Annotated in this window: 12 protein-coding genes and 3 tRNA genes; 9 read left to right on the top strand and 6 right to left on the bottom strand. The window is 75.9% G+C overall.

The window, feature by feature from the left end; all coding sequences use genetic code 11:
- The first annotated feature begins 89 nt into the window (after positions 1–89).
- Genes AC1WTP_RS12480 through AC1WTP_RS12465 form a run of 4 tightly spaced genes read left to right on the top strand, consistent with a single transcriptional unit; the run spans position 90 to position 4,320 of the window.
- Positions 90–1,226, top strand: coding sequence for an 8-amino-7-oxononanoate synthase (locus AC1WTP_RS12480; RefSeq protein ID WP_481649499.1), 1,137 nt, complete (start codon positions 90–92; stop codon positions 1,224–1,226).
- Positions 1,223–1,951 carry a dethiobiotin synthase gene (bioD, locus tag AC1WTP_RS12475; protein WP_481649388.1) on the top strand — a complete coding sequence of 243 codons (729 nt, stop codon included), beginning with the start codon at positions 1,223–1,225 and terminating at the stop codon, positions 1,949–1,951. Before AC1WTP_RS12480 ends, bioD begins: the two co-directional genes overlap by 4 nt.
- 60 nt (positions 1,952–2,011) lie before the next feature.
- Positions 2,012–3,640, top strand: coding sequence for a sensor histidine kinase (locus tag AC1WTP_RS12470; protein WP_481649498.1), 1,629 nt, complete (start codon positions 2,012–2,014; stop codon positions 3,638–3,640).
- Positions 3,637–4,320, top strand: a complete 684-nt coding sequence (locus AC1WTP_RS12465; RefSeq protein ID WP_481649387.1) for a response regulator — start codon at positions 3,637–3,639, stop codon at positions 4,318–4,320. The genes AC1WTP_RS12470 and AC1WTP_RS12465 overlap by 4 nt, the downstream gene beginning before the upstream one ends.
- Positions 4,321–4,339: 19 nt before the next feature.
- Here the strand turns inward: AC1WTP_RS12465 and AC1WTP_RS12460 are convergent, their stop codons facing one another.
- The 4 genes from AC1WTP_RS12460 to AC1WTP_RS12445 all read right to left on the bottom strand — a co-directional run bounded on the left by AC1WTP_RS12460 (position 4,340) and on the right by AC1WTP_RS12445 (position 7,970).
- Positions 4,340–5,092 (bottom strand): ABC transporter permease, encoded by a 753-nt coding sequence (locus AC1WTP_RS12460; RefSeq protein WP_481649386.1) that lies wholly within the window; start codon positions 5,090–5,092, stop codon positions 4,340–4,342.
- Positions 5,089–6,021, bottom strand: a complete 933-nt coding sequence (locus tag AC1WTP_RS12455) for an ATP-binding cassette domain-containing protein (protein WP_481649385.1) — start codon at positions 6,019–6,021, stop codon at positions 5,089–5,091. The genes AC1WTP_RS12460 and AC1WTP_RS12455 overlap by 4 nt, the downstream gene beginning before the upstream one ends.
- A 107-nt stretch (positions 6,022–6,128) precedes the next feature.
- Complete coding sequence (locus AC1WTP_RS12450) at positions 6,129–7,292, bottom strand: cytochrome P450 (protein ID WP_481649384.1); 1,164 nt, start codon at positions 7,290–7,292, stop codon at positions 6,129–6,131.
- A 9-nt stretch (positions 7,293–7,301) separates the two neighbouring features.
- Positions 7,302–7,970, bottom strand: a complete 669-nt coding sequence (locus tag AC1WTP_RS12445; RefSeq protein WP_481649383.1) for a class I SAM-dependent methyltransferase — start codon at positions 7,968–7,970, stop codon at positions 7,302–7,304.
- 180 nt (positions 7,971–8,150) lie between these two features.
- On the opposite strand from AC1WTP_RS12445, the gene AC1WTP_RS12440 reads away from it, so the two are divergent.
- A complete protein-coding gene (locus AC1WTP_RS12440) occupies positions 8,151–8,951 on the top strand; it encodes a hypothetical protein (protein WP_481649497.1) in 801 nt (266 codons plus the stop codon).
- A gap of 73 nt (positions 8,952–9,024) precedes the next feature.
- Here AC1WTP_RS12440 and AC1WTP_RS12435 read toward each other — a convergent pair whose 3' ends face one another.
- Positions 9,025–11,955, bottom strand: coding sequence for a M36 family metallopeptidase (locus AC1WTP_RS12435; RefSeq protein WP_481649382.1), 2,931 nt, complete (start codon positions 11,953–11,955; stop codon positions 9,025–9,027).
- Between the two features lie 211 nt (positions 11,956–12,166).
- Between AC1WTP_RS12435 and AC1WTP_RS12430 the strand changes: the two genes are divergently transcribed.
- Positions 12,167–13,363 (top strand): alkane 1-monooxygenase, encoded by a 1,197-nt coding sequence (locus AC1WTP_RS12430; RefSeq protein ID WP_481649381.1) that lies wholly within the window; start codon positions 12,167–12,169, stop codon positions 13,361–13,363.
- 78 nt (positions 13,364–13,441) lie between these two features.
- Here AC1WTP_RS12430 and AC1WTP_RS12425 read toward each other — a convergent pair whose 3' ends face one another.
- Complete coding sequence (locus tag AC1WTP_RS12425; RefSeq protein WP_481649380.1) at positions 13,442–14,044, bottom strand: TetR/AcrR family transcriptional regulator; 603 nt, start codon at positions 14,042–14,044, stop codon at positions 13,442–13,444.
- A gap of 297 nt (positions 14,045–14,341) precedes the next feature.
- Here AC1WTP_RS12425 and AC1WTP_RS12420 point away from each other — a divergent pair.
- The 3 genes from AC1WTP_RS12420 to AC1WTP_RS12410 all read left to right on the top strand — a co-directional run bounded on the left by AC1WTP_RS12420 (position 14,342) and on the right by AC1WTP_RS12410 (position 14,606).
- A tRNA-Gly gene (locus AC1WTP_RS12420) sits at positions 14,342–14,414 on the top strand.
- A 34-nt stretch (positions 14,415–14,448) separates the two neighbouring features.
- Positions 14,449–14,519: transfer RNA gene (locus tag AC1WTP_RS12415), tRNA-Cys, on the top strand.
- Between the two features lie 12 nt (positions 14,520–14,531).
- Positions 14,532–14,606: transfer RNA gene (locus AC1WTP_RS12410), tRNA-Val, on the top strand.
- The last annotated feature ends 71 nt before the right edge of the window (positions 14,607–14,677 follow it).

The following is a 14,677-nucleotide window of genomic DNA, read 5'->3' as shown; positions in this document are numbered from 1 at the left end:
TGGACGCGCCGGGCCGCGGGTCACGGATGGTAATTTCGCCCGGCGGCCGTGCTCCGACGGCGGCCGCGACCGGCGGTGTGGGGGTGACGGTGGCGGACTGGCTGGCAGCGCTGCACCGCCGTGCCGAGTTGCGGGCGAAGGCGGGGCTGACCCGCCGGCTGCGGCCCCGCGCGGCCGGCGACGCCGTGGTCGACCTGGCCGGCAACGACTACCTCGGCCTGGCGACGCACCCCGAGGTCACCACCGCGGCCGGGCGGGCGCTGGCGGCGTACGGGCTGGGGGCCACCGGGTCACGGCTGGTGCGCGGGTCCACCGACGCCCACCACGCGCTGGAGGACGCCCTCGCCGACTGGCTCGGCACCGACCGGGCCCTGGTCTTCTCCTCCGGCTACCTGGCCAACCTCGGGGCGGTGCGGGCGCTCGTGCAACCCCGTACGCTGCTGGTCTCCGACGCCCACAACCACGCGTCCCTGATCGACGGCTGCCGGATCTCCGGCGCGGAGACCGTGGTGACCCCGCACAACGACGTCGCCGCGGTGGCCGCGGCGCTGGCCGCCGCGCCCGGCCGGCCGGCGGTGGTGGTCACCGAGTCGGTCTTCTCCGTCGACGGCGACCTCGCCCCGCTGGCCCGGCTGCACGCGGTCGCCCGCCGGCACGGTGCGCTGCTGCTGGTCGACGACGCGCACGCGCTCGGCGTGATCGGCCCGGCCGGGGCCGGCGGCGTGGCCGCCGCGGGGCTCCGCGGGGAACCGGACGTGGTGGTGACCGCCACCCTGTCCAAGGCCCTCGGTGGCGCCGGCGGGGTGGTCGCCGGCCCGGCCGAGTTCGTCCGGCACCTGGTGGAGACCGGGCGCACCTTCATCTTCGACACCGCGCTGCCCCCGGCGGTCGCCGCCGGCGTGCACGCCGCCGTCACGCGGGCCCGGTCGGGCGACGCGCTGCGCGCCGAGATCGCCGAGCGGGCCGCGCTCGCGGTGCGCCGGCTGCGCGCCGCCGGACTGCACGTCTCCGCACCGGACGCGGCGGTCGTCTCGGTGACCGCCCCCGGCCCGGAGGCCGCCACCGCCTGGGCGGCCGACTGCCGTGACCGCGGCGTCGCGGTCGGTTGCTTCCGCCCGCCGTCCACCCCGGACAGCCGCTCCCGGCTGCGGCTCACCATCGGCGTCGGGGTGCCCCGGGCGGACTTCGAGCGGGCCCTGGAGGTCGTCGTGGAGTGTGCGCCATGACCCAGCCGTGGCGGGGGCCGGTGCTGGTCACCGGCACCGACACCGAGGTCGGCAAGACCGTGGTCACCGCGGCGATCGCCGCCGCCGCGCAGGCGGCCGGGCTGCGGGTCGCGGTGGTCAAGCCCGGCCAGACCGGTACGGCCACCGGCGAGCCCGGCGACGTCGACCAGGTGACCCGGCTGGCCGCCCCGCTGACCGGCCGGACCCTGGCCAGCTTCCCCGACCCGCTCGCCCCGCTGGCCGCGGCCCGGGTGGCCGAGCTCGAGCCGCTGGAGCTCTACACCGCCGTCGACGCCGTCCGCGAGGAGGCCGACAAGCACGACCTGGTGCTGGTCGAGGGCGCCGGCGGGCTGCTGGTGCCGATGGGGCTGCGCCCGTCGGGCGAGCCGTGGACGGTGGCCGACCTGGCCGTCTCGTTGGGCGCCCCGGCGGTGGTGGTGGCCCGGGCCGGCCTGGGCACGCTCAACCACACCGCGCTCACCCTGGAGGCGCTGGACCGCCGGGCGGTGCCGGCCGGGGTGGTCATCGGCGCCTGGCCCGCCGAGCCGGAACTGGTGCACTGGGCCAACCTCACCGACCTGGTGCCGAACCTGCTCGGCGCGGTGCCGGCCGGCGCCGGCGCGATGGACCCGGGAGTGTTCGGGCGGTCCGCGTCCGGCTGGCTCACCCCGGCGCTGTACGGGGTGCTCGACGACTGGCGGGCCTGGGCCGAGGAGATCAGCTGAACACCTGACTTTCGTCGGTGTCCGCCCAGGTCGGGGGTGGGTAGCCTGGCCGCCGTGCGGATGTGGGGGCAGGGCCGGTGGCCGGTCGCCGGGGCGCCGGCGGACGCGCGGCGGCGGCGGATCGTCGCGGACGTGCTGCTCTGGGCCGTGGTCGCGACGCCGGTCGGCTACGCCGGGATCACCCCGCCGTACCACCGCTACGGCGTGGCGACGGTGGTCGGGTCGCTGCTGCTGCTCGGCACGGCGGTCGCGGCCGGCCGGCGGGCGCCGCTGGTCGCGCTGGTGCTGGTGGTGCTCGGCTCGCTGCTCGACGGCAACTTCGTCTTCGCCATCCCGATCTTCAGCTACCTGGTCGGGCGGCGCGGCGCCACCGCCGGCCCCGCCGCCGTGGTCTTCGCCCTGATCGCGGCGGGCGGCACCGCGCTGAACCTGGGGCTGCTCGGCACCGGGGCGGCGACCTGGTTCCTGCTCGCCTCGGTGCTGCTCTTCGCCGGGGTGTTCCCCTGGCTGGTCGGCCGGTACCGGCGGCAGCAGCACGAGCTGACCGAGGCCGGCCGCCGGCACGCCGACGCGCTGGCCCGGGAGGAGCGCGGCGCCGCCGAGCGGATCCGGCTGCGGGAACGGGCCCGTATCGCCCAGGAGATGCACGACTCGCTGGGCCACGACCTCAGCCTGATCGCCCTGCGCGCGGCCGCCCTGGAGGTCGCGGCGGACCTCGACCCGCGGCACCGGGCCGCCGCCGGGGAGCTGCGGGCCAGCGTCGCCACCGCCACCGAACGCCTGCACGAGATCATCGGGCTGCTCCGGGACGACGGCGGCGGGAGCACCACCCGGCCGGCCGGGGAGAGCGTCGCGGACCTGGTCGACGGCGCCCGGGAGGCGGGTATGGCGGTACGGCTGGCGGCGACGCCGGACGCGGCCGAGCTGCCGGCGCGGGTCGGGCACGCCGCACACCGGGTGGTCCGCGAGGCGCTGACCAACGCGGCCCGGTACGCCCCGGGCGCCGCGGTCGAGGTGCGCCTCGCCCGGGCCGGCGACCGGATCGAGGTGGCCGTCGTCAACGCGCCACCGCCGGCCGGTCCGCTGCCCGGCCCACCGTCGCACGGCAGCGGGCTGCTCGCGCTGGCCGAGCGGGTACGCCTGGCCGGCGGATCCCTCGACGCCGGACCGCTGGCCGACGGCGGCTTCGCCGTGCGCGTCCGGCTGCCGGTCACCGGTCTGCCGCCGGCCGACGCGACCGGGCCGGCGGACGAGCCGACGCCGGCGGGCCCGGCACCCGGGCCGGCAGGTCGCGCAGCCGCGCTTCCGCCCGGCGGCGACCGGCCCGGCCGGACTGAGCGGCCGGCCGAGGCGGAGCGGCGGCTGCGCGACGCCCGCCGGCGGGTCCGGCGCAGCCTGTTGGCGGCGCTCGGGGCGCCGGCCGGCCTCGCCCTGGTGCTCTCCCTCGTCTACTACCCGGTGGCGACCGCCGGGACGGTCCTGGACCGGGCCACCTTCGACGCGATGCGGGTCGGCACGGTCCGGGCGGAGCTGACCGGGCTGCCCCGCCGGCAGCTCGACCGGCCCGCCGGGGCCGACCCGGCCGGGTGCGAGTACTACACCGACGGGAACTTCCCGTTGGCCCAGCCGACCTGGCGGCTCTGCTTCGCCGACGGCCGGCTCGTCAGCAAGGCGCGGATCGACCAATGAGCACCGACACCACCGCGACCGAGCCGGTCCGGGTCGTCCTCGCCGACGACGAGGCGATGATCCGGGCGGGCGTCCGGGCCATCCTCGCCGCCGACCCGGGCATCGAGGTGGTCGCCGAGGCCGGTGACGGCCGGGCGGCGGTGGAGCTGGTCCGGGCGCACCGGCCCCGGGTGGCGCTGCTGGACATCCGGATGCCGAAGCTGGACGGGCTCAGCGCCGCCGCCGAGATCCGCCGGCTGGTCCCGCAGACGGCCACGGTCATGCTCACCACCTTCGGCGAGGACGACCACGTCGCCCGGGCGCTCGGGCACGGGGCGAGCGGCTTCCTGCTCAAGGCCGGGGACCCGCGCGAGCTGATCGCCGGGGTGCGGGCGGTCGCCGACGGTGGGGCGTACCTGTCGCCGCGGGTGGCCCGCCGGGTGATCGAGCTGGGTGGCGGGCGGTTGGCCCGGCGGCCGGTCGCCCGGGACCGGCTGGCCGGGCTCACCGACCGGGAGCGGGAGGTGCTGGCGCTGGTCGGGGCGGGGCTGTCCAACGCCGAGATCGCCCGCCGGCTGCACCTGGTGGAGGGGACCGTGAAGAGCTACCTGACCAGCATCTTCACCCGGCTGGAGGTGCGCAACCGGGTGCAGGCGGCGATCCTCGCGTACGAGGCGGGGCTGGTCGAGCCGGCCGGCTGACCCGCCCCGCCCGCGCACGTCAGGCGTCCCGGCGGCGCAGCGCGACCCGGCCCAGGGCGAGCGCGGCGGCCGCCCAGCCGGCGAGCAGCAGCAGCCCGACGGCCGCCGGGTAGGGGTCGGCGTCGCCGGCCAGGAAGTGCGCCCCGGCGACCCCCGGGAAGGCGTCGGCGATCCGGTTGAGCGCCGCGATGTCCGGCTCCTGCAACGACAGCGGCACGATCATCAGGGTGGCGACCAGCACGGTCAGCGTGAGCACCGCGCTGCGCAGCGCCGCGGCCAGGCCGAGCGCCAGCACGCCGACCAGCGCCAGGTAGGTCGCCACCGCCGCGACGTCGGCGAGGGTCTCCGCCGCCGGTGCGGTGCCCCAGCGGCCCAGCACCGGCCCGGCCACCGCCACCCCGACCGCGCCCAGCAGCAGGCCGAGCGCGAAGGTCACCGCCCCGGTCACCGTGGCCTTCGTCAGCAGCACCCGGCCGCGCGACGGCGTGCACTGCAGGGTGGTCCGGATGGTGCCGCTGGTGAACTCGCCGGTGACCATGAGGAGGCCGAGCGCCAGCACGGCGTACTGGGTGAGCTCGACCGAGCCGACCACGATGCTGCCGACGGTCACCACGCCGGCGTCGTCGGCCGGGTCGTCGTTGGTGTTCGCGTTGGCGGCGTAGATGGCGAGCTGGCCGGCGGTCGCGGCGGTGACCAGCACCCCGGCCAGCATCGTCCACCAGGTGGAACGGACCGACCACAACTTGGTCCATTCGGCGGCGATCGTGCTCATCGGTCGGTACCTCCGGTCGGGGTGCCGGCGTACTCCACGCTGCCGGCGGTCAGTTCCATGAAGGCATGCTCCAGCGAGGCCCCGTGCGGGCTCAGCTCGTGCAGCCGGACCCCCAGCTCGTACGCCAGGTCGCCGATCCGGTCCGCGGTGGCGCCGGTGACGGTCAGCTCGTCCGGGCCGGCCGGGTCGACGGTGGCCCCGGTGGCGGTGAGCCGCTCGGCGAGCGCGGCCAGGCCGGCCGGCTGGGGGCTGCGTACCCGGACCGCCACCGCGCTGCCCGCGATCACCTCGTCGATCGGCGCGTCGGCGAGCAGCCGACCCCGGCCGATCACCACCAGCCGGTCCGCGGTGAGCTGCATCTCACTCATCAGGTGGCTGGAGACGAAGACGGTCCGGCCCTCGTCGGCCAGGGAGCGCATCAGCTGCCGGACCCAGCGCACCCCGTCCGGGTCGAGGCCGTTGACCGGCTCGTCGAACATCAGCACCGGCGGGTCGCCGAGCAGGGCGCCGGCGATGCCGAGCCGCTGTGCCATGCCGAGCGAGAGGGTACGGCCCGGCTTGGCGGCGGCGCGGGCGTCCAGCCCGACGGTGCCGAGCACCTCGTCCACCCGGCGGGTGGGCAGGCCGTTGCTGCGGGCCATCGCCAGCAGGTGGGCCCGGCCGGACCGGGCCGGGTGGACGGCCCGGGCGTCCAGCAGCGCGCCGACCTCGCGCAGCGGTCGCCGCAGCTCCCGGTAGGCCCGGCCGTTCACCAGGGCCCGCCCGGCGGTCGGCCGGTCCAAACCGAGGACCATCCGCATGGTGGTGGACTTGCCGGCCCCGTTGGGGCCGAGGAACCCGGTGACCCGTCCGGGCGCGATGTCGACGGTCAGGTCGTCAACCGCGGTGGTGGCCCCGAACCGCTTGGTCAACCCACGTAATGTGATCATGCGCCGACGCTAGGTGGGCGGTGTGGCCCGCCGCCGCGCCCGAACGGCACCGGCCGCCCCCCACTTTGGTCAGGTTCCGGGCGGCGGCCGGTCCGGGCCGGGCGGGCTCAGCCGCGGCGGATGACGAAGGCGTCGGGCATCCGGAAGGTGAGGTTGTCCGGGCACCACGGCGGTCGGACCACCGTCGCGCCCGCCAGCAGCGGGGCCGCTTCCGTGACCACCACCGCCGCCTCCATCCGGGCCAGCTGGTCGCCGACGCAGCGGTGCGCGCCCGCCCCGAAGGCCAGGTGCCGGCGGGACCCGCGCTGGCCGGGCCGGAACCCGCCGGGCGCGTCCACGGTGGCCGGGTCCCGGCCGGCGCGGGCCAGCCAGAGCACGATGCTGGTGCCCGCCGGCACCGCCGTCCCGCCCAGCGTGGTGTCCGTCGCGGCCACCCGGCGCCAGGTGACGATCGGCGGCTCCAGCCGAAGTCCCTCCTCGACCACGTCGGCGACCGGCACGGCGCCGGAGCGCAGGCCGGCCAGCACGGCCGGCTCGCCGGCCAGCCGGTGCAGCAGCAGGGTGAGGAACTGCGAGGTGGTCTCCTGGCCGGCGACCAGCAGGAAGAAGAGCGCGCCCACCACCTTGTCGGGTGGGTGCCCGGCGGCCCGCAGGTCGGCGGCGAGTCCGCCACCGGTGGCGGCGAACTCCCGCAGCACCCGGTGGAACCGGCCCACCTCGGTGGCGAGGGCCAGTTGCCGGTCGGCGTCCAGCGGCGCCCAGAACAGCTCCAGCGCGGCCCGGGCGAACTCCTTCACCGCGCCGACCGGCGCGTCGGGCAGCTCCACCAGCCGGGCGAGTACCAGCAGCGGCAGGTCGGCGGCGAGCCGGGCGTAGAGGTCCACCGGTTCGCCGGCGTCCAGCTCGGCGGCGAGCGCGCCGACCCGCTCCCGGACCAGCCCGGTCAACCAGGGCCGCTGGGCGGCGACCTTGGTCGGGTGCAGCGCGTCGGCGACGATCGCCCGGATCCCCGGATGGCTGGCGGTGGAGTTGTTGGCCAGCGTCGGCGGCAGCCGGAACCGGTGTCCGGCGAGCACCCGCAGCGCGGCCACCGGCATCGGGGTCACCGCGTCCAGGGCGTTGTCCGGCCGGTACGTCACCGGGTCGGTGAGGACCCGGCGGACCAGCGCGTGCCGGGTCACCACCAGGTGTTCGACGCCGGTGTGGTCGGCCACCCGGGCCACGTCGGGCCAGGGTGCGTCGACGGCCTGCGCCCAGCTGCGGAACAGCACGCCGACACGCTAGTCGCCGGCCCCCGGCCGGCCCGGCCGCAACTGCCACACCGTGGTGCGCTTCACCCGGACGCTCTCCAGCGCCTCCGGCACCGGCACGTCGTACCGGGCCAGCTCGTCGAAGCGGTCGCGGGGCAGGAACGCCCGGCCCGGGTCGCCGACCAGCACCCGCGCCCCGGCGCGGGCGGCCCGCAGCAGGAAGCGCAGCATCCGGTTGGCCATCGCCTCGCTGTAGAAGACGTCCCCGGCGAGCACCACCTCGGCGTCCCCGGCGTCACCGTCCAGGACGTCGCCGAGTTCGGCGTCCACGCGTACCCCGTTGGCCTCGGCGTTGAGCGCGACCGCCGCGACGGCCAGCTCGTCGATCTCGACGGCGCGGACGGCGGCGGCGCCGGCCCGGGCCGCGGCGATCGCCACCAGGCCGGAGCCGGCGGCCAGGTCGAGCACCCGGCGGCCGGCGACCACCTCCGGATGGTCGGTGACGTACCGGGCCAACCCCTGCCCGCCGGCCCAGGCGAAGGCCCAGAACGGCGGCGGCTGCGCGCTGCGGAACTCGCCCTCGGTCAGTTCCCAGAGCCCGATCGGCTCGTCCGCCTGGTGCAGCCGCACCTCGGGGACGAAGGTGACCGGCGCGAGGCGGGCGTGCAGTCGGACGAAGGTGGCGGAGAGCTCGGACACCGGGTGATTCTCCCGTGGCCCGCTCGGGGCGTGTCGCGGGGGAGGGGTGACCGGTTCACCACGCTCGGTGATAACCGCCCCCGTGCTTGGCGATCGGTGCGAACACACCCGTCTGGTCCCGGGCCCGGCGGGCTCCTAGCGTTGCCGGTTGGAGGCGACCGGGAGGGCGGAACGGTGACGATGCGACGGTACGCGCTACGGGCCGGGGTGGTGCTGGCCTGCCTGGGCGGGATGGCGCTCGGCCCGGCCGCGCCCGCGCGGGCGGCCTTCGCCACCGAGTTGAGCGGCCTGCCGGACGAGTTCACCGCCGGCGACCGGGTGGAGACGGTCTCGGCGGTGGTCTCCCGCACCGACCCCGGGCGCTGCGTCAAGGTGCGCTGGTCGATGGTGCTCACCGTGCGGGGGATCCGGCTGGACCAGGTGAAGGTGGACCGGGTCGAGGAGACCGGTTCGTTCCCGCTGGAGATCCGCACCGAGGGGGACGTGGCCCGGCTGACCGACCGGCAGCTGGACCCGGGCACGCTCTGCCCGAACCGGACGGTCACCGCCCGCTACCGGCTCGCCTTCGCCGAGGACGTCGCCCGGGGGCGGGTCACCCTGGCGGCCGAGGCGTACGACGCGAACCTGCGCCTGCTGGCCCGGCAGACGGCGACCCGGTCGGTGGTGGGACCGGAGGCCACGGCCACCCCGGCGCCGGAGACCAGCCAGCCCGCGCGGCCCAGCGAGCCGGCCGAGGAGAGCGCGGCGGCCGAGCCGACCGAGGAGCCGGTGGCCGAGGTGCCCCCGGCCGCGGGTCGACCGGTCGCGCAGGCCGGCGGGTTCGGGCTGGTGCAGGCCGCCTTCCTGCTCGGCGGGCTGCTGCTCTTCCTCGGCGTCGGGCTGCTGCTGCGGCTGCGGCACCTGACCCGGACCGCCGGCGGGGACGGCGAACCGGGGCCGGTGGACCGGTGGGAGCGGCCCGCCGGTCCGCGGCGGTGGTGACCGGAAGATCAGCGGGTGGTGACCGGGAAACAGGCCCGGGGCCGCCGGCACGTGCCGGCGGCCCCGGGACCCGTCACTTCGAGAACGCCTGGAACTCGGCGATCCGCACCTGGGTACGCGCCGGGCTGGCCGTCGCGCAGTCGGTGGTCGTGGCCGGATCGTCGTCCTGCTCACCGGCGTAGTCCGGGCCGCCGGTGCACTGGCTGGTTAGCACCTCCAGTCGCAGGTGGGTGGCGAGCGTGGTGGGCACCGGGAACTCGCGCAGGTTGATGTCCCGCACGTACGCCCGGTACGCCCCGCCCGGGAACGCGTCCGCCGCGCTGGTGTAGATCCGCTGCCAGTGCGCCGGATCCGCGCAGTCGGTGGTCTTCGCGTTGCACGCCGAGACCGCGAACGAGCGCAGCGCGCTGAGCGCGTTCTGGCTGCCCGGGTCGGCGTCGCCGGTGATCGCCGGGCGCAGCATGGCGCTGACGTTGACCCGCTTCACCACCTGCGGCGCGTCCCCGGGCAGCGCCACGGTGACCTGCCGCCCGGCCACCCCGTCCAGGGAGGCCCAGTTGGTCGCCTCGGTGTCGTCGGCGATCCGGTCCAGGTTGACCCCGTCCCCGCTGACCGTCGCGCCGGACGCGGTGGACGCCAGGTTGCGGCTCATCCGCAGGTCGACGTGGCCCTCCTGGCCGGCCTTGGCGACCACGCTCAGTCGCTGGTGGCCGAAGCCGGGCGCGACGGCGAGCAGTTGGTAGCTGCCGGGCACCAGCTCGACGGTGTCCGGCAGCGCGGTGGCCGGGTCGGTGTCGGCCACCGGCACCGCCCGCGCCTCGTACGCCCCGACGTACACCCGGATCGGCGCGTCGGCGCTGTCGCCCTTCGGCCGGAGGGTGAGCAGCGCGTTGTCGGCGTTCGGCGCGGCGAAGCTCGGCGTCGGGTCGGTGTCGGAGGCGCCCTCGGTGGCGGCGTCCCGGCCCATCCCGGAACGGGCGAACTCGGCCCAGATCAGGTCCTGGTTGGCGCCGTCGAAGCGGAGCAGGTCGGCGGTGAGCATGTTGTCCCGCATGTCGAGCATGCTCACCTGGCTGGCGGCCTGCAGCAGGAACGAGTCGAAGACCAGCTGCGACCAGCGCCGGTTGCCCGGGCACTGCTCGACCGGCACCTTGCCGCGCGCGCAGTCCAGTTGCCGCTGCGGGGTGCCGACGCCGTACCGCTTCAGCAGCGCGGCGCGGACCCGGAAGTTGGTCGCGCTCCAGATCTCGCCGTCCGCGTGCACCGCCGGGCCGCCGGTGTTGTAGCCGACGTCGGAGTAGTTCAGCGGGCTGCGGCTGAAGTCGTGGTTGCGGATGCCGCTGACCAGGTTGCCGGTGACGTACCCGCCGGTGATGTACGGCGTCTCGCCCGGGGCGCGCAGCCCGTGCTGGAACAGGTACTCCGCGGCGAGCAGGTCGCTCCACGACTCACCCATCGAACCGCCCTGGTGCCCGCCGATGCCGCTGTTCGGGCCGGCGATCATGCGGTTGGTGATGGCGTGGGTGTACTCGTGCCCGATCACCGTCATGTCGTAGTCGCCGTCGACGCAGGGCGGGTACGGCCCGCCGGCCTGCGGCTGCCACAGGTACATGTTGGTGGTCGGCGGCAGGCCGTCGCGCGGCGTGCCCTGGTTGGCGTTGTTCCGGTTGCCGCTCAGCGCGCCCTGCTGGGCGCGGCCCTGCTCGGCGTCCCCGCCCAGGCCCTCCGGCGTCAGGTTGACCGCCTGGAGGTTCCAGGTCGCCTCGGTGAAGCCGAGGTGCCAGGCCCAGTCGTGCATCCGGTTGTGCATGGCGAAGAGGTTGCTGATCGCCGCGTCGTCGTCGTTGCGCTGGGCGGAGGTGAACACCTCGGGGTTGCACCGGGCCTGGTGCCACTGGTCGGTGAACGGGTACTCGTAACGGCGCTGCGGGCTCGGCGTGGCCGGGACGACCGGAGTGCCGGCGCCCCAGGAGCGCACCGTGTTGGCCGAGTTGCCGCGCGAGGTGCCGGTCGGCGTGCCGGTGGCCGCGTCCACGTCCCACGGCTGCCCGGTGGCCGGGTCGCGGAAGGCCGCCTGGCAGTCCGGCGCCGGGTCGCCGCACCAGCGCACCCGCGGGTCCACCCCCGGGCCGAGGTCGCGGGGCGGGGTGGCGGGGAAGACGGCCCAGCTCGGGTTGTCGGAGTCGTAGTCGACCAGGTCCTCGCGGACCAGCACCTGGCCGGTGATCCCGTCGACGTAGCTGGTGTACGCCGTCGGGTGGTCGGTGTCGGCCCCGATCAGGGTCACCTCGTACGCGTCCCGGGCCCCGTCCAGCGGGGTGGGCACGGCGACCCGCTGCACGCTGTGGCTGCGTACCCCGGCCGCGTCCAGGCCGGCGTCGGCGAGCGCGGCCGCGTACGCCTGCTCCCGGGTGAGGGTGGCCGGCGCCGGGGCCGCGGCGTCGCGGGCCAGCGAGGAGCTCACCGAGAGCACCGTGCCGTCGGCGACGGCGAGGGTGACCAGACCGTCGTGCCCGGCCGGCAGGTCGCCGAAGCGCTGCCGCAGGGTGACCACCGCGCCGGTGCCGATCGGGCGGACCAGCACCCGGTCCATCGCGGCCACCTCGGCGGCGTCGAGGCCGAAGAGGTCCTGGTTGCCGGTCAGGTAGGCGCGGGCGGCCGCCTCCGGGTCGGCCGGCAGGCCGGTGGCGAGCGGGGTGCGGCCGGGGCCGAGCGCGTGCGGGGTGCCGAGCCGGTTCCACCGCACGTCCGGGTCGGCCTTGCGGGCCAGCCCGCGCTGGCGGGCGTCCGGTGCGGCGGTGCCGGCGCGGTTGTCGACGTCGGCGTGCTGGTGGCCCTCGGCGAACGGGCCGGAGCGCCGTTCCGTGGTGGCGCCGCCGCCGGCGGGCGCGGCGGCGCCGGGCCCGGCGGGAAGCAGGGCGGCGACCACCGCGGTCGCCGCCAGAACGGGGATGAGCCGGCGTCGGCGCCGGCTCATCCAGGGTGTCCACTCCGGTTGTGCCACGGGTCCTCCTCGTGGGAGCGGGATGGCCGGCCCTTCGCCGACCCGGTGCAGCGCTGTGACGCATGCGCATTTGTGGATACCAGCCGCTCGCGGTGGCGACAAGGTCGGCGACTGTCCGTTTTCGCGGTCAGCCTCTTTACAAAAGGACAGGTCTTGTAAAGGCGCGGCTCCGGTGCCAGGGTCGGGGCACTCCCCGGATCGGAGGTCGACCATGGCGACCGGTGCCCCCGCGACCGTCCCTGGAACCCGTTGGCGCGACCCGCGCCGGCCGTACTGGCCGCTGGCGCTGCTCGTCCCGGCGCTGCCCTTCCTGGGCTACGCGACGTGGCGCGGCACCGACGGCGGCTGGGCCTGGTGGCTCACCCCGGCGATCGTCTTCGGGCTGATCCCGGTCGTCGACCTGCTGATCGGCGACGACCGGCGCAACCCGCCGGAGGCGGCGGTGCCCCAGCTGGCGGCGGACGGCTACTATCGCTGGCTGACCTACCTCTACCTGCCGGCCCAGTACGCCGCCCTGGTGCTCTGCTGCGCGGTCTGGGCCCGCGGCGGGCTGTCCCTGTTCGGCGCGGCCGGCCTGGTGCTCACCGTCGGGGTGGTGAACGGCATCGCCATCAACACCGCCCACGAGCTGGGCCACAAGCGGGAACGGCTGGAGCGCTGGCTGTCCAAGGTGGCCCTCGCGCCGACCGGGTACGGGCACTTCCACGTCGAGCACAACCGCGGCCACCACGTCCGGGTGGCCACCCCGGAGGACCCGGCCAGCTCCCGGCTGGGGGAGAGCTTCTGGGCGTTCTGGCCGCGTACCGTCGTCGGGAGCCTGCGCTCGGCCTGGCGGCTGGAGACCGGCCGGTTCGCCATCCGCGGTCGCTCCCGGTGGACCTGGCGCAACGAGGTGCTCAACGCCTGGGCGATGACGCTGGCGCTGTTCGCGGCGCTGGTCGTCGTGTTCGGCCCCGGGGTGCTGCCGTTCCTGCTGCTCCAGGCGGTGGTCGGGTTCTCCCTGCTGGAGGCGGTCAACTACCTGGAGCACTACGGGCTGGCCCGGTGGCGGACCGCGGCCGGCCGGTACGAGAAGGTCGACCCACGGCACAGCTGGAACAGCGACCGGGTGGTCACCAACGTCTTCCTCTTCCAGCTCCAGCGGCACAGCGACCACCACGCCAACCCGCTGCGCCGCTACCAGACGCTGCGCAGCTTCGACTCCTCGCCGCAGCTGCCCGCCGGCTACGCGACCATGGTGGTCGCGGCGCTGGTGCCACCGCTGTGGCGGCGGATGATGGACCACCGGGTGGTCGAGCACTACGGCGGCGACATCGAGCGGGCCAACATCCACCGGCCGGCGCTGCCCCGGCTGCGGGAGCGCCAGCGCCGGCGGGCCGCGGCCGGCCAGGGACGGAACGCCCGCTGAGCGTCCCGCCCCCGTCGACCGGATCGGGCGGCCGGCGCCGGTCCGGCCCGCCGGGTCGGCCGGCCGACCCGCCCGGGGTCAGTCCAGCTCGGTCGGGTCGAGGCCGAGTTCCCGGGCGGCCACCAGGCGGACCCACTCGGCGAACTGGCGGCGGGAGATCACCCGGTCGTGCACCGCGAGCTGGACCGCCAGCCCGTCCATCAGCGCGCTGATCCGCCAGGCCGCACCGGCCGGGTCGGCGCACTCGAAGGTGCCGTCGCGGACCCCGTCGGAGATCACCGTGGCGAGATCCTCCCGCCACCGCAGGTCGAGCCGGCGGGAGACCTTCTCCAGCTCGGGGGTGCGCAGCGACTCGGCCCAGCCGTCGATCCACATCGCCCAGGAGATGGTCCGCCCGGCCGGGGTGTAGAGCCGGAGGATCCGCCGCAGCTTGGTCAGCGGCGGGGCGCCGGACCGGACCACCGCGTCCAGCCGGGCCAGATCCTGCTCGACGGCGTACGCGAACGCCTGCGAGAGCAGTCGCTCCTTGGTGGCGAAGTGGTAGAAGACCAGTGCCTGACTCACCCCGGCGGCCTGTGCCACGTCGGCCGTGCGGGTGTTGGCCAGGCCGCGTTCCACGATCACGTCACAGGCGGTGCGCAGCAGGGCATCCAGGCGGATCTCGGCCGCACGTCTCGTCACGTTCGTTACCGTAACCCATCCGACCGAACACGAGCCGTTACCGAACCGGCCCGGAGTGAGGCGCGAGAGTCGGAAGCCGGACAGTTTCCGACCTGCGGGTTCGCCGCTCGGGACATCGCCGCGCGTCAGTCCGCCGCCAAGATTCACAGCCACCCGCCGCCCGCCCGGGGCGAAGTCTCCTAGGAAGCCCTACGGTGCGTGGCCGCCGCCCGGACGCGCCGAAGCCCGACCCGAGTTGGCAACCGCTCGCCGGCTCGGCTAAAGTTCTCATCCGTCACCGGGGAATGCCGGGGGCACGCGGACGTAGCGCAGCTGGTAGCGCATCACCTTGCCAAGGTGAGGGTCGCGGGTTCGAATCCCGTCGTCCGCTCGGAGCTGCCGCCACGCATGACGGGGGCAACCTCGGTGGGGTGGCCGAGAGGCGAGGCAACGGCCTGCAAAGCCGTGTACGCGGGTTCAAATCCCGTCCCCACCTCGACACAGACGCGGGCGATTGGCGCAGTGGGAGCGCGCTTCCTTGACACGGAAGAGGTCACTGGTTCAAACCCAGTATCGCCCACCAGGTAGGTCAGCAGGTCGAACGGCTCGTTACCGGACATCCGGTAACGAGCCGTTCGGTTTCTCCCGGTGCTC

It is taken from the genome of Micromonospora sp. R311, from assembly GCF_056780015.1.
This window is presented reverse-complemented; position numbering and strand designations above follow the sequence as displayed.